Here is a 17,277-nt window from a genome sequence, read left to right on the forward strand (position 1 = left end):
TAACGGCAGTCGGCTCAAGGGTCCATATTCGATGCTGATCCACACTCAGTACTTCGGGCTGAGTGTGGCCATGATTGCTTGGCCCAGAGCCTCCTGGTTGAACGGCTTTTGCAGGGTCGGCAGATCGGAGTAGGCCTCCTTGAGCCCGTCGCTGCCGTAGCCTGCGGCGAAGATGAACGGGATGCTCTTCTCCCGGAGCACGTCTGCCACCGGGTAGGTCAGGATACCGCCCAGGTTGAGATCCGGGATTGCCAGGTCGAAGGACTCGCTTCCGATCAGAGCGAGCGCCTCCTTATTGATCCGGTCTTCATTGTCTTGAGCATGCAGCGTAGCGGACGGGCTTGTGGCTGAAATAGCTTCGGACGCGCAGGCGATTTCGACAGTCGGCGCATGTGGCTGACCGTTGCCCGCTTGAGTTGCTGTTTGCTGCGCGCGGGCGCCGGGCGGGTGACAACCTGCTTCAGGTCGGCATTCAGGCCCTCCTCCGGGTTCAGCCAAAGAATCCTTCAGTCTCAGTTAGTTGTGGGTTGTTCAGGGCCGACGAAGTATGCCTGCAATCAGCAGCTATCCCTTGCGGAGTAGTTCGAGCTACTCGCGGCCTGAACGCGCTACCGGCTCGTTGTCCTTTTCTTGTCCCCTCTCCAGGTTCGCGACACAACGTGCTCGCTTGGTATGGGCTGGAGCTCAGAGCCACCTCATCTGGCGAAAACGCCAGTAGAGCCACACACATACCAGCGCCATCACCACGAGCACGACAGGATAGCCATACTTCCAGTGCAGTTCGGGCTCGACGTCGAAGTTCATGCCGTAGATCCCGGCAACCGCCGTGGGGATCGCCAGGATGGCCGCCCAGGCCGCCAGCTTGCGGGAGATCTCGGTCTGCTGCGCCTGGCCTGTCATCAGACTGGTCTCAAACGCGAACGAGAGCACCTCGCGCAAGGACTCGATCTCCTCCTGCACCTGGCGGATGTGATCGGACACGTCCCGGAAGAGCGGGTACATCGGAGCATCGATCCCGGGCAGTCCGGGCTTTTCCAGACGCCGGCACACCTCCACCAGCGGAATTGCGGCGTTGCGCAGGCGCAGCAGATCCCGGCGAAGCTGGTAAATCCGGCCAATCTGGTCCTGCGACGGCTGGGCGCCCAGAACGCTGTCCTCGATCGTCTCTATCTCTGTTTGGACGGTCTCAAGCACTGGCATGTAGTTGTCGACGATGAAGTCGAGGATGGCATAGAGGATGAAGTCCTCGCCTTCGGAGAACGCTGTCGGTGCCGCCTCGCAGCGCTCGCGTACCGGTGTGTAGCTCGTGGAGGCACCATGGCGGACGGAGACCACATAGCCGCGCCCGACGAACAGATGCGTCTCCCCAAAGGCAATCCGCCCGCCCACCATCTGGGCTGTGCGGGCGACAACGAACAGCCCCTCGCCGTATTGCTCCACCTTGGGGCGCTGATGAGCCTTGAGGGCATCCTCGATGGCGAGTTCATGCAGGCCGAACTGTCCCTGAACCTTCCTCAGGAGATCCACGCTGGGCTCGTGCAGGCCGATCCAGACAACGTGCCCTGGCTTGCGGGACCAGTCTCCGGCCTCCTCAATGGCAATGTCGGCCACGCGCCGGCCTTCCGCGTAGGCGACCGAGGCCACCACGCCAGGAATGCCCTTCGGCTGAACCGAAACGAGCTTGATCGGCTTTGCCATGATGAATCAACGCCGGACAGGGGCATCCAGTGCCGGACTGGGCTGGACCCAAGGCCGGTTCAGGTAAAACCTGGCATCGCACGGCTGAGTTTGGTCAAGCCAGGCTTCGCGAGGCCGATCAGGGCAGAGCGCGCTTCACACATTGATCCGCCAGCGTCATCTGACGCCATCATGCAGAAGGCATGTTCTTACCGCGAAGAGAACCCTGGACCCGGCAAGGATGTTCAGAGAGAGCTTGACCCCAAACCCGGAATTAGAGAACCCAGGGTCAGGAGCGGCCATTCGCCCGAAGTTAACTCATGATGATTCCTCGCGCCCTGCGAGCCATTTTGCGGTAGGCTGATGACCTTGGCGCTCCGACCCCCACGACCTCGGGAGGGCTCATGGACATTGGCACGTGGCTGCGCGAGTTGGGGCTGGGTCAGTACGAACAGACGTTCCGCGACAACGACATCGATGGCAACGTCCTGGCCGACCTCACCGCCGATGACCTGAGCGGGCTTGGCGTCGTCTCGATTGGGCATCGTCGCAAGTTGCTCGCCGCCATTGCTGCTCTGCGCACCGCCTCGCCATCCATCCCTGCCCCACTTACCCATGCCGCGACCACGCCCTCCGGAACAGTCCCGCCATGCTCCGAGGCGGAGCGGCGCCAGCTGACCGTCATGTTCATCGACCTCGTCGGCTCAACCGCACTGGCCGCACGTCTGGATCCGGAAGACGTGCGCGAGGTGATCGCCGCCTATCACCAATGCGTCGCCCGAACGGTCGCCCGCTTCGACGGATTGGTGGCCAAGTACATGGGCGATGGCGTGCTCGCCTATTTCGGTTATCCCCATGCCCACGAGGACGACGCCGAACAAGCCGTGCGGGCCGGGCTGGAACTAGTCGCTGCGGTCAGCACGCTTCGGCCGCGGCCCGGCCTTGTGCTCCAGAGCCGCGTCGGCATCGCCACCGGCCTTGTGGTGGTCGGCGATCTGATCGGCACAGGGGCTGCGCAAGAGCAGGCGGTGGTCGGGGAGACCCCAAACTTGGCAGCGCGGTTGCAGGCCGTGGCTGAGCCAGGCGGCGTCATCATTGCGGCGGCCACACGCCGGCTCACCGGCCGCCTGTTCGAGTACGAGGACCTCGGCAGGGTCGAGGCAAAGGGCTTCCCCGAGCCGGTACCGGCCTGGCAGGTCTGTCGCGAGAGCGCGCTCGACAGCCGGTTCGAGGCGCTCCGCTCGGGCGAGGCCGCTCTGATCGGCCGCGATGAGGAGATCGAGCTGCTGCTCCGACGTTGGGACCACGCCCGAGGCGGCGAGGGGCAGGTCCTCCTGATGGCGGGCGAACCGGGCATCGGCAAGAGCCGGCTCACCACTGCGTTCCAAGGCTGCATTGCGCAAGGTCCCCACCTCTGCCTGCGCTTTTTCTGCTCGCCGCATCACCAGGACAGCGCGCTCCACCCAGCCGTTGCCCACCTCGAACGCGCGGCTGGATTTGTGCGCGAGGACACGCCCGAGATCAGGCTCGGCAAACTTAAGATCCTGCTGGCCCGGACCGGACCACCCGACGAGGATGTCGCTCTCCTCTCCGAACTGCTGTCCCTTCCCGCCGCCAATCACGATCCTCCTCTGAACCTCACCCCACAGCGCCGCAAGGCGGGCACGTTTGCGGCGCTGCTGCGACAGCTCGAAGAGTTGTCGCGGCTCCAACCGGTGCTGATGATTGTCGAGGATGCACATTGGAGCGATCCGACCTCACGGGAATGGCTCGACCTTGTCGTCGAGCGAATTTCAGATCTGCCGGTACTGCTGGTCGTCACCTTCCGTCCCGAGTTCCAGCCACCGTGGGTCGGCCAGGCGCATGTCACCATGCTGATGCTCAACCGGCTCAGCCGTCGTGAAGGCGCAGCCCTGGCACAGCGGATCGCCGGCGAAACGGAACTGCCGAGCGACCTCTTAGCGGAGATTGTGGAGCGTACGGATGGGGTGCCGCTGTTCGTGGAGGAGTTGACCAAGGCGGTGCTCGATGCTGGCAGAGTGACCGGCGAGGGCGTCGTTGCGGCCGTGCCCTCAACTGCGTCCGCGGTCCCGGCCACGCTGCACGCTTCCTTGCTGGCGCGGCTTGATCGGCTGAGCCCAGCAGCCAGGGAGATCGCTCAAATCGGGTCCGCCATCGGGCGGGAGTTCTCCTACGAGTTGCTTGCTGATGTCGCGATAGTACCAGCCAGCACACTGGCCGAGGGGCTGGGTCAGCTCGCTGCCTCTGGCCTGGTCCTGCAGCGCGGGTCTCCGCCTGAGGCATCTTACCTGTTCAAACATGCTCTCATCCAGGACACCGCTTACAGCACACTGCTGCGCGGCCGCCGGCAAGACTGGCACGCGCGGATTGCCACAGCGCTGCAAAAGCGGCTGCCAGACATAGCAACCGCGCAACCGGAGTTGCTTGCGCACCATCTGGCCGCCGCTGGCCAGTCGGCACAGGCGATGCAGTACTGGACCGCCGCCGGAGAGCGAGCCTTGGTGCGGGCCGCGCACCATGAAGCTGCAGCCTTTTACGAGCGCGCTCTGGCCGCCCTGGAGGCTCAGGCAAAGACGCCCGAGGTGCTGACGGCGATGATTGATGTGCGGAAGCAACTGCATCAGGCGCTCTACCCGATTGGCCGACTGCAGCCGGCACGGGCCAACCTCGCCCAAGCCGAGCGCATTGCGGCGCAACTTGGTGACCACGTGCGCCTGGCGCGGGTGCGGGCGAGCCAGATCTATCTGCTCGCCGCGACAGGCGATCTTGCAGGGGCTATTGCTGCCGGGGAACGAGCCCTGGTGGGACTCGCCGGGACGGATGATCTCGACGCTGTCGTGGGCACGCGGCTGATGCTGGCACGCGCCCTGTATGCGGCTGGCCAATACAGTGAAGCCATCGGGCACGGACGGGATGTGGCTGCCCTTCTCGGGGATGATGTGGAGCGGGGTGCCCTGGGCGGCATGAACCAGACGGTATCCGCGCATGTGTGGCTCACTCTGTTGCACACCGAGCGCGGCGAGTTCGAGGCCGGTGCAGCAGAAGGCGAGACCGCAATGCGGCTTGCGGCCGATCCGCGATGCACGGAGCACGACATGGTCTGGGTCCGGATCGGCCTCGGTCGGCTTCAGGTCGTGCGCGGTGATTTCGACCGGGCAATTGGGACACTGGCACCCGCCCTGCCACTCTGCGAGGGCGACCTTGTGATCTACTTCTCGCGGGTCGCCTCCTCCCTGGGCAGAGCTTATGCCGGAGCCGGCCGGATCGAAGAGGGCATTGCGCTGCTGCAACGGGCTGACGAGCGGGCCCGGATCATCGGATTTGCGTTCGGGCACGCGCTGGTTCTGGTGCAACTCGGCGAAGCACTTCTGCTCGCCGGTGATCTTGAGCAGGCGCAGGAGATTGGTCGTCAGGCGGTTGAGACGGCGCAGCGATGGGGCGAGCGCGGCAACGAGGCCTGGGCCCGCTGTCTTCTCGGCGATATCGCGGCCTCTCGCCGAGCGCGCCAGGAGGGGCAGGCACAGTATCAAAAAGCAGTGGCAATCGCGGAGGAGTTGGAGATGGCGCCGGTTCTGGCCCGGTGCTCGGCCGGGCTGAACCGCCTTGGCTCGCGCAGCCTATCTCGACGATCCCACGGCAGACCTTGAATTGCACTCAGTCTTCGAACCATCCCTCGTTTCCAAATTGATGAATCGCCAAAGGAGCACCCGATGATACGTAGGTCCGGAACGGGTCAAACTGAGCCGTTGGGTGGCTTTATGAAGGTCGGCTTACCCTATGACTACTGAATTTCAGTTTTCGTCTGCCTCGTGCCAATTCTGGTCCTTCGCGGCGGGGTTGCCCACACATCCGAGGACTGGCCGAACGATCTCACTTGTTCCCAGAGGTCTCATCCTCCGACGGCACCTGGAGGGTCTCGATGGAAATCCACCCGATGCAGGCTCTCAGGATTGGCGCGAGATAGGCTTGGCTACCTCTGATTTCCACCACCCGGCACGGATAGGCTCGCTGGTCACCAGCAGGCCGGTAGATCACCGTCGCTCCAGGTTGGATGTCAGGGACTACATCAGCCCGGGAGGACTTCTCAACCTCGCGGTTCTCACCCACGGTGGGATCTGGAGAGACCGCGGCCTCGCTGCTGGCTCTCCTATGCTCAAGGGCTGCAATGACAGCGCGAGCCTGCTCCCGATAACGCTCTGTCACCTCCCTCAGGAGAGGGCCCTGTTGACGGCCTGGATACCAAGCCGTCCCGCCAATCTTCGCCAGTTCCTCAGCGACGACGTTCACCTCCTCCTCGGTCATGCCGCTCTGGTCCAAGTGGTGTTGAGCGACTCACCAAGCTCGCACCCCGTGCGCAGTTCCTGGAACAGGTAAAAGCCATTTAACCGAATTCCGGTGACGGCAGCCCGCTCTTGGAAACCCGGCGGTGCGGCATCGGAGGGACCAAGCGGGCCCTCCCGCAGCCACTGCTCTGGGAGCAGAAACCCGGGCAGAGGGCGATCCGCCGCCCCGGCACAGAGGAGTTGAGGCCGCTGCCTGTTGCGAAAGAGGTGATAGATGCACTCGCGCTTGGTGCCGCTTAGCTCCTGAATCGCTGGCAAGATGCGTCCCCGTGGCTGGTGTTCTATAAGCTTGGCAATCAGCCATTGACCAGCATGCACCGCCCCGGCCGGGTGTCATGCCGGAACATTCCTACGTAAAAACCCGGTGCCCTTGTCACATCCAAGTCGTTAACACAGGTTAATCCAACCGGACCAAGGCATCTCCGGCATCACCAGTTCTCAGTTCCTTATTTCCGACGCCCTGCATCTGGGCGCCTTGATCGATGAATTGCGAGGGATAATGGCCACCAACGGGCGCTTCAACCAAACGCCACCCGACAAGGCAAACGAACTCTTTGAGAGGCTGCTTGCCACCTCCGACAATGCCGTCAAAACCCGCGAGCGGCTGTTGGCCGACCTGAAGGAGGAGCTGGAACTCCTGGCCAGCCTCCAGGAGGAGCATCTCTTTCCAGTCCTGACCCGGCACGGCATGCAGGAACTTGTGCAAGAGGCTATCCGCGACAACGAGGAAACCAAGGTGCTCCTGACAGAGCTGGAGCGCATGCCGAAGAATGCGGCTGAGTTCATCGGCCAGGTGACCGAGCTTAGGCGGACGTTCCAGCAGCACATCCGCGACGACAAGAAAGAGTTGCTTCCCGCTGTGCTCAAGGTCCTGAGCGACGAGGAAGTCAACGCGGTCATCGAAAAAGTGGAGGATGAGATGGCAACCATGGACGAAACCAAGCGAGCCGATGCCCGACGCGCCCGTGAGCAGGGCGAAACCGTCCAACGCGTCACGGAAGGCGTTGCGGATACCATGAAGGCCGGCGTGGAAGGTGCTCAGACCATGGCGCGGACCATGCAGGAGACCATGCAGAACAGCCTCGGCACCCTCTCGGAGATGACCCGGCGCTCGACCGAACACGCCGTCCGGCTCTTTGGTCTTCCCTCCGGGAATGCCGAGGACCTGACTGGACAGACATCGGAGAACCTCCGCGCCGTGACCCAATCCGGCACCGCGCTGGCGCGTGGTATTCAGGATGTCTCCCGCGAGGTGTTCGAACTGAGCCAGAAGCGCCTGCAACGAAACCTCGATGGTCTTAACCAGATCGCCCGCTGCCGATCAGTCGCCGATCTGGCGGCGGCTCAGAGTTCGCTCATTCGCGACAACCTGGAACAGACCCTCGACAACAGCCGCCGGATTGCGGAGCTCACAATCCAGGTGGTCGACGAGGCAACCAGGAGCACGGCTGTGCAGGCCCAGCAAACAGCCCAGCGCTTTAGCCGCGTGGCGTAAGCCTCAATTGCCGTGATGGCGGTGTGCTCCTGGCTCGCGAGCCAGGAGCCCATGCGTTTGGAAACGCCACGGCTGGACATCACCGCACGGGCGGATTGGCTTGCAGACCGGCCAAGACGGCGATCTGCACCAGTTCCGGCAGGCTCTGCGCGCCCAGCCGCTCCATGATGCGAGCACGGTGCGCTTCGACCGTGCGTGGGCTGAGCCCCAGATCGCGAGCAATGGTCTTGTTCGTCCCCCCAGCCAGCAGCCCATCCAGCACATCCCGCTCACGGGGAGGCAACGCTGCAATGAGCGCCTTCACGCGCTCGGTGGCCTGATCCTGCTCGGTCCTCTCGCGGATGGCCGCCTGCGCCGAGGCGAGCGCGTCCAAGAGCTGTTCGGGCCGATACGTCCCGTCGAGGAAATCCACCGCTCCCGCCTTCATGGCCTGAACCCCAACCGCAACATTCCCACGAGCCTCGCCGATGACGATCACCGGCAAGGCAGCTCGGCGAGCCCTCAACTCCTTCGGGATCGTCAATTGGCCGCCATCAGGGTGCCGGATGTCGAGCACCACACAGCCGGGCATCAACACGGGTGCGACCTCAAGGAAACTCTGGGCCGTGGCAAACACCTTCACCTCGTAGCCAGCGCCCTGGAGCTGACGGCACAGCTCCCGGCGGGTGGTCTCATCACCATCTACCACATAAACCGTGGAGCCATCATGCTGCGTCAGGTCCTGGGCGATGCCGCCCGCCCACCGCACTCGTCCGTGCTCGTCCCGGATCGGGAAGAAGGTGTCCCGGATCCGGCGCACTCCACCATCCGGGCGGGTGATCTGGTATTCGTGCGTGCTCTCCTCGCCGTGCAGGGCCCGCTCGATGGCTGTGCCGGCCCGGTCTCGATCTTCAGGATGGAGAGTTCCGATCCAGTGATCGGGATCGCTCAGGGCCACCTCCACCGGTTCGCCCCAGATCCCCTCATAAGCCGGACTGAGGTATTCCAACCGCCTCGTCTCTAGGTTCAGGATCCAGAGCACGGTCGACGAGTGCCTGGCGAACTGCTGGAAGCGCTCCTCGCTGTCCCGCAGGGCCGTTTCCGCCCGCGCCCGCAGAACCGATGTCCAGGTGCGCTCGGCCACCTCCTGAACCAGTGCCACCTCATCGTCGCGCCAATGCCGGGGCTCGTCTTGGTGGACAAAGAGCGATGCGACGAGCCGATCATTCCGGATCAGCGGGGTGATGATGATGGCGCGCGTGCCGGTGCGGATGAACTCGGCGGCCACAGAGGGTTCTCGGGTACGCGGATCGGTTGAGACGTTGCCGATGCACACCGTGTGCCCCGCCTTCAACTCGCTCTCGATGAGCGGCCCGAAGGCGCGGACCTGATATTGACCGGCAAAGGTTGGGGTCGGTCTGTCGGTCCAGTCACGCTCGACCGTAAAGGACTCGCCGGTCTCACTGAGCTCCGCATAGCCCACTCGGCTTGCTGCCAAATGCGGACCAAGCATCTCCGCGGCTGTGGCCATGACGCTGCGGGCCTCGGCGATGCCGCGCAGGCGGGTGCTCAGGTCCACCAGGAGCCGGAGCCGCTGCTCAGTAAGCACCCGCTCAGTGGTCTCTTGCAGAATGATGAGGGCACCCTTGACCGTGCCAGTCTCGTCCGGGATGGGGCTGAACGAGGCGGTCCACCAGGTCCTCTCGGGATAGCCCTTCCGCTGGACGATATCGATCGGTCCATCCTGGAGGTAGGTCGCTTCTCCGCGAAAAGCTTTGTCGAGCACCGGAGCAACAATATCCCAGACCTCGCCCCAAGCCTGTGGAAGGGATCGTCCGAGTGCCTCGGGTCGGACTCCTCGCAGCAGGAGGGCGGCATCATTGTAGAATGTGATGCGCTCGGGCCCCCAGACGAGATAAGTGGGGAACTGAGAGCGAAGCATGATCCTCAGGATGGTGCGCAGGTCCTGCGGCCAGGCCTCGGGCGGTCCAAGGGTTGATGTGGACCAGTCATATGCTCGGATCCGAGCCCCCATCGTACCGCCGCCGGTCAGAAACTGCATGGCGTTCAAGCTGCGCACCTCCTATCGTCACAGTGGATCATGGCAGCTTGAACTTGGCTATATTGCGCCGCTCCTCATGCAGCCAAAGTCTAGGTGCTCGTTGCCGGACAGGGGCGCTGGTTCTCGTCCGGGGCGGCTTCCGTATTCCTGAAACCGACCTCACCTTTCATAGACGCCGACAACCTCTGCCTCGGCGATGATGTGGGGCTGCGCCCTCGTCCAGATCTCCTCCACCTTCGCCGACGCGGAGATTTCGAGCTGCGGCACATCGAGGGCGGACAGCCGGAAATGGTAATGATGCGGTCCATGCCACTTCGGTGGCTGGGGACCATCATAGCGGGCATTCCGGAACCCGTTCACACCCTCCCCTGCCCCGAGAAGGCCCTGAGTGGACGCTCCCTCACGAAGGCCGGTTTCACCCGCCGGGATGTTGTACACGGCCCACTGCCGGAACGTCCCCGAGGGCGCGTCAGGATCCTCGACGATCAGCACGTAGCTCTTGGTTTCGGGAGGCGCATCCCGCCACTCCAGCGGCGGCGAGAGGTTTTCGCCGTCTCGGGTGTGGCGGAACGGGATGACCTCGCCGTCCCGAAAGGCCGGACTGGTGATGGTGAGTGGCATTGCTCCTCTCCTTCAGCGTCAGGTTGCGGCAGCCGGAGTGATCATGCGCTCGGCAGGGTCTCGATCAACCGGCCTTCGACGCTGCCGAGGTCCTGAAGTTCTGCAAGGCACAGGTCACGAAAGCCGTTGCCGTTCATCGGGTAACCTCCCTGCCCAACGTTGGGCCTCGTCCAGAAGCGTGGTCACCTCCCGGTCTGAGGTCTGGCGGAAATCGTCATAGTGTTCGCCAACAGCGTAGAACGGCTCAGGGGACATCAGGCAGATCACCTCGTCCGCCTCCGCCCTCAACTGCGCGATGGCGTCTGCGGGCGCAACTGGAACCGCCAGGATGAGCCGGCTGGGTCGGGCGTGCTACAGCCCCTTCAACGCCGCCCGCACCGTTCCGCCCGTAGCGATGCCATCATCGACCACGATGGCGACGCGGCCCTCCACATCGACCGGCCGCCGGCCCGCGAGATAATGCTGGCGCCGACGCTTGATCTCCTGCAGCTGCTGCTGGGTTTCCCTCCTCAATGTAGCCGGGCGGCACGGCAACGTGGCCCCGAGCGTCCTCGTTGAGGACGACCTGCGGATGGGCGCCATCCACGACCGCTCCTAAACCGAACTCGGCATGCCCGGGGGCCCCGATCTTGCGCACGAAGATGAGGTCGAGCGGCGCCCGCAAGGCTTTGGCGACCTCAAATGCCACTGGCACACCACCGCGGGGAAGCGCCAGCACGATCGGGTGCTGCGCAGCATAGGGCATCAAACGAGGGACAAGCTGACGCCCGCCGTCGGCCCGGTTGCGAAAGCTCAGATCCTGGGGATGCATGGACCTTCCTCTACAGTTTCCAAGAGTTCTGGCCCGCCGTGACGGCCAGCGATGATCCGGAGAGATGTCATGACGGGCCTCGATCTATCGCGACGTGGTTCGTGTCCACGCGGGCGGATCGCTGGCTGGGAAGCTCCGGAATGCGGGTGCCGATGAACCGTTCGGGAAAACGGCTCGCGAGCGATGATGACACCATTGCGGTCGGCAATCGTCAGGGCGCTGCCCGGGGCGAAGTCCCGCTGGCGCAGCCGCTCGCCCAGCCACCCAAGGTTCAGACCGGCCACGACAACCCCGATGATCTCACCCGCCTCATTCCTGATCGGGACCGCAAGCGGCAGCCCTGGCTCCCCGGAAATTCGGCTGACCGTATACTCGCCGACCACGAACCGTCCCGTTGCCAGCACGGCCTGAAGTAGGGCCGGTCGTCGAGCCTTTGCCCCTGCCCGCTGCCGTCGGTCCGGCAGCGGATGAGGCCGTCCCGGGCAATGACAGTGATGCCGATCAGGTGCGGTGACTGGGCCTGGACACTGGCGAGGTAAGTGCTGCAGGGCTCGGCATCGAAGGAGCACACCGCCGGGACCTGGGTGATCGCCAGCAGCAGCCCTTCGGCGCCTTCCAGGACGCCTTGCATCTCCAGGGCGGCAAGCTGACCGAAGCGTAGGGCGAGCGCATGCACCTCGGCCTCGCGACTGTGGCGCAGGGAGACCTCGTTGTAGAGCAGGATGGCCAGCGCGGGCAGAAGGGCCAGCGCCGTCAGGATGAAGAGCCGCGCGCGCAGGGACAACCTCGGCCACGCCATCGCCACCGCCGGTCCTCCTCGAAGATCCCATGCCTTGTTATGCCTTTGGGCACCTACGACGTGATCATAGCGCAGCTTGCCACCGGGCCGATGACCTATGTTAGAGCCTGAACGATGTCCTCCGCCTCGGTATGGTCGCGACCCGGTCAGGCAGAGTGCCGTCTCATGGTTGAGCTATCCGCTTCGGCCGCTCGCACCTCCAGCCTGTCTCCGCCTGCCCGGCCGTTCAGAGATCCGGCCAGTTTGGAGGTTTGGGCAGCCTCAGTGATCAATACTCCGGCACGAGCCGCTCCTCAAGCAGCGGAATATCCATGTGGCAGGACAGTCCCTCAGGGTCATAGGCGATGCTGATGGTTGCGCGGCACTGATGGGTCAGCACCCGATGCAGCAACGTCGAGCCAAAGCCCTTTCGCCGCGGCTGCTCGACTGGCGGGCCGCCCCGCTCCACCCACCCGATGGCAAGCCGGCGCCCTGCTTCCAAATTCCGGACCGTCCAAGCCACAGAGATCTGCCCGCCTGGAACCGACAGGGCTCCGTGCTTGGCGGCATTTGTCGTCAGCTCATGCACGGCCATGCCGATCGGCACGGCCAGATCGGCCGAGAGCTCCACCGGCGGCCCGTCAAGGGTGATCCGCCGCTGCGCTCCATCGTCGTAATGGGCCAGCTCGTTCCTGAACATCTCGATCAATGGCGCCGTCTGCCAATAATCCTCGGTCAGAAGGTTGTGGGTGTTGGCAAGGGAGACGATCCGATCCGCGAACGAATGGTAGAATTCCTTTACGGAGTGCGTGGAGCGGGCTGTGGCCCCGAGAAGCCCCTGCACCGTGGCAAGGGTATTCTTGACCCGGTGATGCAGCTCGCGGATGAGCAGGGCCTGACGTTCGTGCGTTCGCTGCCGCTCCCGGAGATGCGCCTCCACCTCCCTCTGCCGCTGCCTTGCCCGCAGCGCCGAGCGAATGGCGTTCACGAGAACGGCCGGATGGAACGGCCGCTCCAGGATCGTGACGTTCCCAAGCAATGCCGTCAGGTGCTCGACCGGCTCGCCACCGCGATGGGTGAGCAGGATGAAGGGAAAGTCGGACCAGGGCGGCTGCAACTTGACCCAATCGGCCAGCTCCCGCCGGTCGGCACTGAGCAGCGCCTCCTCCGTGATGACCGCACAGGCTGACCCGTTCAATCCTGCAACGAGCGCCTCCAGGCTGAGGCAGATCGTGGCCTGGATCCCGACCTCGCCGAGGATGGCCTGTGCCACGGTGCCATCCCGCCCGTGCGGGGCGAGGATCAGCACGGACACCTCATCGGCCTGCGTCATTGTCGGTCTCACGCTCCTCAAGAAGCGAGGCGCGCTGGCCCTCAAACGTCGGTACGCCTGTCAACACACCCCGGAACTGCTCCAATCGATCACCAACGCGCAAACCCTGGCTGTCGATCCGGAACTCCCGGATCGTGTCCTCGTGCGCGCCGGTGCGCCGCTTGACCACCGATAGCGCCCGCAGGATGCGGCCGTTGGCCTCGAAGAAGCGCAGAAGCACCACCGCATCGCTCAGGTAGGTCAGGTCGACCGGTGAGACCATCTGGCCGACCATCCCGTGCTGGGCCAGGATCAGGATCGTGACCACGCCCTGCTGGTTCAGATAAGTGAGCAGTTCGTGCATCTGGAGCACGATGAAGGGCTGCTCCGGCATGGCATTCAGGTATCCGGTCAGGCTGTCGATCACGACGACCTTCGCGCCCCCTTGTTCGACAGCTTCCCGCACCCGGCCGGCGAACTCGCCGGGCGAGACGTCGGCCGGGTCGATCTGCTCGATGCGCAGCCGTCCGGATTCCACATGAGGCCCGAGGTCGAAGCCGACACCCTTTGCCCGCTGCATCAGGATGCCCATGGTCTCATCGAAGCTGATCATGAGAGCGGGTTCGCCGCGCTCCAGGGCCGCCCAGAGATAGCCGAGCGCCAGCGTGGACTTGCCCGCGCCCGAGGGGCCGATCACGAGAGTGCTCGTGCCCCGGCTCAGGCCGCCACCGAGAAGGGCATCCAGTTCGACGATGCCGCTGGGGATCGGCTCGAATGCGAACGCGGCATGATGATCGGCAGCCGCGAGGCGCGGGAAGATCCGCAGACCACCGCGCTCGATGATGAGATCGTGATACCCGCCCCGGAACGCCGTGCCGCGCATCTTCGTCACGCTGAGCCGCCGCCGTTCCGACCCATAGGCCGGGACAACCTGCTCGAGGCGGATCACCGCATGGCTGATCGAATGCAGGTTGAGGTCATCCTGCTCGGACGTGAGATCGTCGAGCATCAGGACGGTGGCGTCGTTGAGCAGGAAATAGCTCTTCAACGCCAGAACTTGCCGCCGATAGCGCAGGGAGCCTTGGGACAGGAGTCGGATCTCCGACAGCGAGTCGAATACGACCCGGCTGGGCTTGACCCGCTCGATCTCCGCCAGCGCCATCTGCACCGTCTCGCCGAGCTCCAGGTCCGAGGAGTAGACAAGGCTCTGCTGCTGCTTGGGATCGAGGCTCAGCTCCGGCGGCACCAGCTCGAAGATCTCGATGCCCTCCAGGTCCCAGCCATGGCGGGAGGCGACGGACAGGAGTTCGCGCTTGCTCTCGGACAACGTGATGTAGAGGCAGGCCTCGCCCTGCCGGGCGCCGGCCATCAGGAACTGCATCCCCAGAGTCGTCTTGCCGGAGCCCGGCCGTCCCTCGATCAGGTGGGCCCGGTTGGCGGCATACCCGCCAGCCAGGATGTCGTCGAGGCCAGGGATCCCTGTCGTGATCGGGGCGGCATCGGAAGGAAGTGGAAGCGTCATGGGCTGTCCTTGTGGGCGCAGGCTTGCGATCGAGGCTTGGGCTGCGGGCTGACCGCCGCTTCGGCGTCGTCGCGCATGCGCGCTGTCTTGTTCAAACTCGTCCCGACCAGAAGTCGACCGTTCCGGCAAGAGGTCGCTTCGATGATTTGGCGGGGAGTTCCGTCATAAGCTTATGTGTCCTTGTAGACAGAAACAGCCATGAGCGTCTGTCCACTTGTGAACACAGGCCTCACAAAAGTTCACAATTGAACGTAAGCTGAACCTGCGCGTTGGACGGCCATAGCCGGTGGAGGAACAACGCCCGATGCAGCCTGCCATGATCCCGTCGCGCCTCAGGGAGAGGATCGCCAGCAACAACCTCTTGAGTGCGCTCAAGCCGGAAGATCTGGCCATCGTGGCCCCTTCGCTCCAGGAATGGGAGGGTGAGGCGGGAGCTCGATTGTACCAGCCCGGGGATGAGGTCAGGTTCGTGTACTTCCCGTGCGGCCCGAGCCTGGTGTCCTTCGTGGTCGAGCTTGAGGATGGTCTCACGGTCGAGACGGCCTTGATCGGACGCGAGGGGGCGGTGGGCGGAATCGTGAGCCAGGGACGGCTCCCCGCCTTTGCCCGCTCCGAGATCCAGTTCCCCGGTCCGTTCCTGCGCCTGTCCACGGCGGATCTCGAGGAGTTCGAAACCCGATCGCCGAGCCTGCGGCACCTGTTCGCCCGCTACGCCGACTGCATGCTGGCGCAGGTGTTCCAGTCGGTGGCGTGCAATGCGGTCCACACGATCGAGCAGCGCACGGTGAAATGGCTACTGGCCGCCATCGATCGCACGGGCGATCATGACATCCCGCTGACACAGGAGCAGTTGGCCAGCATGATGGGCGTCGGCCGCAGCTACGTCAGCCGGGTCATCCAGTCCCTAAAACGCCGGCACCTGCTGGAGACCCGCAGGGGCGGCCTGCGGGTCCGCGACCTGGACAGCTTGGATGCCTTGTCGTGCGGCTGCAATCATGCCCTGCGCCGCCATTTCGATCAGGTGCTGGCGGGCGTCTATCCAACGGTCGAGGACAGTACGGCTCAAAAGGCGCAAGCCGGCAGCAAACGCCCTGGATCCCGGATGAGGGCCTGAGACCCCAGGTTGAATGACGGCCGCTCGGGCAGCACATCCGGAAATTGTCCCTGTTGCCGTGATTGAAGCCCTCGGTGACGCAGAATAGCCATCGGCTCGCCCCGGCCATGGTCTTAAATGAGGCATCGGCGACTTGTGTTGCACAGGCGTCGGCGGCTGAGAGCCCCGTGCTCCCGCCTGTCGAGCGGAGCGCACACATGCCTCTTCCGATTGATCCAACCGACAATGAAACCGTGATCAGGGAAGTGTAGGCCGCACGCGTCCTTGCGCATGTCCGGATGATGCTGTCCCGGCTGAAGTCCCGCATCGCCGAGCATCCATCGAAGGCACCATAATTCCGATCCGCCCGTGTGGACCGCAGGTCTGGAGCGCAGCCGCGGCCTTGCCTCAGACCTTCAGTCCGCTGACATCGAACGGGTCTTCGGGCGGAACGTGGTCGCGGGGATAAACGGCCTCGCCAGAAGCTTGCGGGCCAAGGCCAACTGCTCCCGGCAGCGCCGTAGGCGGCCCTGATGGTCGCCCTGCTGCCGGCCCTCTCGCACAGCCCCTTCCCGAGTCCGAGGACTAGACCTTGGGGCCACTTGCCGAGAAGGTGTCTATCGAACGGGAGAATGCCTCACCGCCCATACCTATGGCTTTCAATCGCCAAGGTTCCAGTTCCGCCAGGATCGGCATCGCCCTGTCCGATCGTTCTGGATGGTGGTGGCAATGGCGGCAAGATGTTTCCGCGTCTGCTTCAGGTTCCCGCGAACTTGTTCGCGGAGGCGCTTGGTATCGCAGATCGCGGCATCGGCACGGGTGAGGAGGTTGGCGGTTTCGGTATCCATCCGCATATCATTCCACGTCCTCTCCCGGGTCGCATTCACCTGGATGAACCCGCACCCCAATCACAGAGGCGCCTACGGGTTCAGAGCAGCTAGTGATAGCCGTACTCTGCGCCGGTCGGGTTCGGAAATCCAAGGGAGGCTGGGAGTCGCCGAACTCATTGATGAAATGCGAGAGTTTCTCGATCAGGACAGGAGGCTATTGCCGTTGAACCGTCGCGATCTACAAAGCAGGCCATGAAAACCGCATCGGAATACAGGAAACACGCCGAGGAGTGCCGGGTGCTTGCCAAGCAGGTGCCCGAGGGGGAGCAGTGCAACCAGCTTCTGGAGATGGCTAGGACGTGGGACAATCTGGCTATCGAGCGGGAGAGGCTAGTCCGCAACCATCCGGAACTCGATACCTCCAAGAGCCCGACGTAGGTGCCCAATCACTTCGAAGAGCGTTGGGAAGGACCGATCCGAGGTCTCCGTCTTCCTCTCACTGCCTGGAAATCCTTGGAGGACGACGGCATCAAGACCCTTGATCAACTTCGGGCGGTTGCAGATCGGCTCGAACGCCTCCCCGGGATCGGCCCCAAGACGGTCCAGGTGGTCCGCAAGGAACTCGGCCGCGTATCGGCCTCTGAAGGGCACTCCGCAGGCCAGGATTGAAGTCCCGAATTCCCGATAGCGGGGCATTATGGAACATGGACTCGGACGGGAGAACTGCTCCGGG

General features: G+C 64.0%; 14 protein-coding genes. 4 read left to right on the forward strand and 10 right to left on the reverse strand.

What is annotated here, in order from left to right:
- Positions 1 to 45: 45 nt before the first annotated feature.
- Both OCW50_RS16685 and OCW50_RS16690 read right to left on the reverse strand, forming a co-directional pair.
- The gene (locus OCW50_RS16685; RefSeq protein ID WP_262298303.1) at positions 46 to 498 is read right to left on the reverse strand and encodes a response regulator; all 453 of its coding nucleotides are present in this window, start codon (positions 496 to 498) and stop codon (positions 46 to 48) included.
- A 186-nt stretch (positions 499 to 684) separates the two neighbouring features.
- On the reverse strand, positions 685 to 1,698 hold the full coding sequence (locus tag OCW50_RS16690; protein ID WP_262298304.1) for a magnesium and cobalt transport protein CorA: 1,014 nt from the start codon (positions 1,696 to 1,698) through the stop codon (positions 685 to 687).
- Positions 1,699 to 2,081: 383 nt separating this feature from the next.
- Between OCW50_RS16690 and OCW50_RS16695 the strand changes: the two genes are divergently transcribed.
- On the forward strand, positions 2,082 to 5,345 hold the full coding sequence (locus OCW50_RS16695) for an adenylate/guanylate cyclase domain-containing protein (RefSeq protein WP_262298305.1): 3,264 nt from the start codon (positions 2,082 to 2,084) through the stop codon (positions 5,343 to 5,345).
- Between the two features lie 223 nt (positions 5,346 to 5,568).
- Here OCW50_RS16695 and OCW50_RS16700 read toward each other — a convergent pair whose 3' ends face one another.
- The gene (locus OCW50_RS16700; RefSeq protein WP_262298306.1) at positions 5,569 to 6,000 is read right to left on the reverse strand and encodes a hypothetical protein; all 432 of its coding nucleotides are present in this window, start codon (positions 5,998 to 6,000) and stop codon (positions 5,569 to 5,571) included.
- A gap of 540 nt (positions 6,001 to 6,540) precedes the next feature.
- Here OCW50_RS16700 and OCW50_RS16705 point away from each other — a divergent pair.
- Positions 6,541 to 7,536, forward strand: a complete 996-nt coding sequence (locus OCW50_RS16705; protein WP_262298307.1) for a phasin family protein — start codon at positions 6,541 to 6,543, stop codon at positions 7,534 to 7,536.
- Between the two features lie 79 nt (positions 7,537 to 7,615).
- On the opposite strand, the gene OCW50_RS16710 is transcribed toward OCW50_RS16705, so the two are convergent.
- From OCW50_RS16710 to OCW50_RS16735, 6 genes are all read right to left on the reverse strand, one after another.
- Positions 7,616 to 9,577, reverse strand: coding sequence for a PAS domain-containing protein (locus tag OCW50_RS16710; RefSeq protein ID WP_262298353.1), 1,962 nt, complete (start codon positions 9,575 to 9,577; stop codon positions 7,616 to 7,618).
- Between the two features lie 159 nt (positions 9,578 to 9,736).
- Complete coding sequence (locus OCW50_RS16715; RefSeq protein ID WP_262298308.1) at positions 9,737 to 10,198, reverse strand: YbhB/YbcL family Raf kinase inhibitor-like protein; 462 nt, start codon at positions 10,196 to 10,198, stop codon at positions 9,737 to 9,739.
- A 351-nt stretch (positions 10,199 to 10,549) separates the two neighbouring features.
- Positions 10,550 to 10,780 carry a phosphoribosyltransferase family protein gene (locus OCW50_RS33225; protein WP_315974440.1) on the reverse strand — a complete coding sequence of 77 codons (231 nt, stop codon included), beginning with the start codon at positions 10,778 to 10,780 and terminating at the stop codon, positions 10,550 to 10,552.
- Between the two features lie 500 nt (positions 10,781 to 11,280).
- Positions 11,281 to 11,814 (reverse strand): PDC sensor domain-containing protein, encoded by a 534-nt coding sequence (locus OCW50_RS16725; RefSeq protein ID WP_262298309.1) that lies wholly within the window; start codon positions 11,812 to 11,814, stop codon positions 11,281 to 11,283.
- Positions 11,815 to 12,076: 262 nt separating this feature from the next.
- The gene (locus tag OCW50_RS16730) at positions 12,077 to 13,120 is read right to left on the reverse strand and encodes a sensor histidine kinase (RefSeq protein WP_262298310.1); all 1,044 of its coding nucleotides are present in this window, start codon (positions 13,118 to 13,120) and stop codon (positions 12,077 to 12,079) included.
- A complete protein-coding gene (locus OCW50_RS16735; RefSeq protein ID WP_262298311.1) occupies positions 13,104 to 14,621 on the reverse strand; it encodes an ATPase domain-containing protein in 1,518 nt (505 codons plus the stop codon). The genes OCW50_RS16730 and OCW50_RS16735 overlap by 17 nt, the downstream gene beginning before the upstream one ends.
- A 304-nt stretch (positions 14,622 to 14,925) precedes the next feature.
- Between OCW50_RS16735 and OCW50_RS16740 the strand changes: the two genes are divergently transcribed.
- Positions 14,926 to 15,735 carry a Crp/Fnr family transcriptional regulator gene (locus OCW50_RS16740; RefSeq protein ID WP_262298312.1) on the forward strand — a complete coding sequence of 270 codons (810 nt, stop codon included), beginning with the start codon at positions 14,926 to 14,928 and terminating at the stop codon, positions 15,733 to 15,735.
- A 638-nt stretch (positions 15,736 to 16,373) separates the two neighbouring features.
- On the opposite strand, the gene OCW50_RS16745 is transcribed toward OCW50_RS16740, so the two are convergent.
- A complete protein-coding gene (locus OCW50_RS16745) occupies positions 16,374 to 16,568 on the reverse strand; it encodes a hypothetical protein (RefSeq protein WP_262298313.1) in 195 nt (64 codons plus the stop codon).
- A gap of 228 nt (positions 16,569 to 16,796) precedes the next feature.
- Here OCW50_RS16745 and OCW50_RS16750 point away from each other — a divergent pair, with 228 nt between their 5' ends.
- Positions 16,797 to 16,982 (forward strand): hypothetical protein, encoded by a 186-nt coding sequence (locus OCW50_RS16750; RefSeq protein ID WP_262298314.1) that lies wholly within the window; start codon positions 16,797 to 16,799, stop codon positions 16,980 to 16,982.
- Positions 16,983 to 17,277 lie beyond the last annotated feature (295 nt).

It is taken from the genome of Microvirga sesbaniae, assembly GCF_025460805.1.
Lineage (GTDB): Bacteria > Pseudomonadota > Alphaproteobacteria > Rhizobiales > Beijerinckiaceae > Microvirga > Microvirga sesbaniae.

What these genes read in the sequence shown, in the direction of transcription:
- OCW50_RS16690 (WP_262298304.1), bottom strand. Translation starts at nt 1,698, where the DNA reads ATGGCAAAGCCGATCAAGCTCGTTTCGGTTCAGCCGAAGGGCATTCCT.
- OCW50_RS16695 (WP_262298305.1), top strand. Translation starts at nt 2,082, where the DNA reads ATGGACATTGGCACGTGGCTGCGCGAGTTGGGGCTGGGTCAGTACGAA.
- OCW50_RS16700 (WP_262298306.1), bottom strand. Translation starts at nt 6,000, where the DNA reads ATGACCGAGGAGGAGGTGAACGTCGTCGCTGAGGAACTGGCGAAGATT.
- OCW50_RS16705 (WP_262298307.1), top strand. Translation starts at nt 6,541, where the DNA reads ATGGCCACCAACGGGCGCTTCAACCAAACGCCACCCGACAAGGCAAAC.
- OCW50_RS16710 (WP_262298353.1), bottom strand. Translation starts at nt 9,577, where the DNA reads ATGCAGTTTCTGACCGGCGGCGGTACGATGGGGGCTCGGATCCGAGCA.
- OCW50_RS16715 (WP_262298308.1), bottom strand. Translation starts at nt 10,198, where the DNA reads ATGCCACTCACCATCACCAGTCCGGCCTTTCGGGACGGCGAGGTCATC.
- OCW50_RS33225 (WP_315974440.1), bottom strand. Translation starts at nt 10,780, where the DNA reads ATGGCGCCCATCCGCAGGTCGTCCTCAACGAGGACGCTCGGGGCCACG.
- OCW50_RS16730 (WP_262298310.1), bottom strand. Translation starts at nt 13,120, where the DNA reads ATGACGCAGGCCGATGAGGTGTCCGTGCTGATCCTCGCCCCGCACGGG.
- OCW50_RS16735 (WP_262298311.1), bottom strand. Translation starts at nt 14,621, where the DNA reads ATGACGCTTCCACTTCCTTCCGATGCCGCCCCGATCACGACAGGGATC.
- OCW50_RS16740 (WP_262298312.1), top strand. Translation starts at nt 14,926, where the DNA reads ATGCAGCCTGCCATGATCCCGTCGCGCCTCAGGGAGAGGATCGCCAGC.
- OCW50_RS16745 (WP_262298313.1), bottom strand. Translation starts at nt 16,568, where the DNA reads ATGCGGATGGATACCGAAACCGCCAACCTCCTCACCCGTGCCGATGCC.
- OCW50_RS16750 (WP_262298314.1), top strand. Translation starts at nt 16,797, where the DNA reads ATGAAAACCGCATCGGAATACAGGAAACACGCCGAGGAGTGCCGGGTG.